Consider the following 617-nt stretch of genomic DNA (forward strand, 5'->3'; position numbering starts at 1 on the left):
GTACCGCTATGAGTGGGATTCGCCGATCAGCGTGATCGGCTCATTTACCTACATGAGTGGCAAGGATGATTACTCTTATCTGCTCGCCAGAGACATCATTAATAACGAAGCCAAGATCAAATATTACTCACTGTCTGTCGGCCCGGCTTACCGCTTTAATGAGTTTGTCAGCGCCTATGGCCTGCTGGGTTTCAACCGCAACAAAGTCGATTATTCCTCCCAGTGGTACAACTACCAGGGTTCATATGTGCTGGCGGGGAGTCAGTCCGGCAATGAAAACAAGACGTCCCTGATGTATGGCGCAGGGGTGCAGATCAACCCGATTGAGAATGTGGCCGTCGATATCGGTTACGAAGGTTCCAGACTGAATATCGCCGGACAGTCTCACGACATTAACGGTTTCAATATTGCTATCGGCTATCGCTTCTGATGCCATACAGATATCCCGGTTTCGACCGGGATAGTCCCTGATGACCTGAAGCGATAGGTCACCGTGCTGTCGCTTGAGGTCATTGGGGTAGATAAAAAAACTGACTTTTCACTTTCAGATTTTCTGCAGGGACGTTGTTGTGAACAAGAATCTCTATCGCATCGTATTCAATACCGCCCGTGGCATG

Annotated in this window: 1 protein-coding gene; it reads left to right on the forward strand. The window is 48.9% G+C overall.

Annotated features, from left to right (window positions below):
* Window positions 1–430 (forward strand): Ail/Lom family outer membrane beta-barrel protein (locus tag IV04_RS24490; protein ID WP_037441802.1); only part of this gene is annotated, 430 nt, incomplete at its 5' end.
* Window positions 431–617: the final 187 nt, after the last annotated feature.

This window comes from Serratia sp. Ag1 (genome assembly GCF_000743355.1).
GTDB lineage: Bacteria > Pseudomonadota > Gammaproteobacteria > Enterobacterales > Enterobacteriaceae > Chania.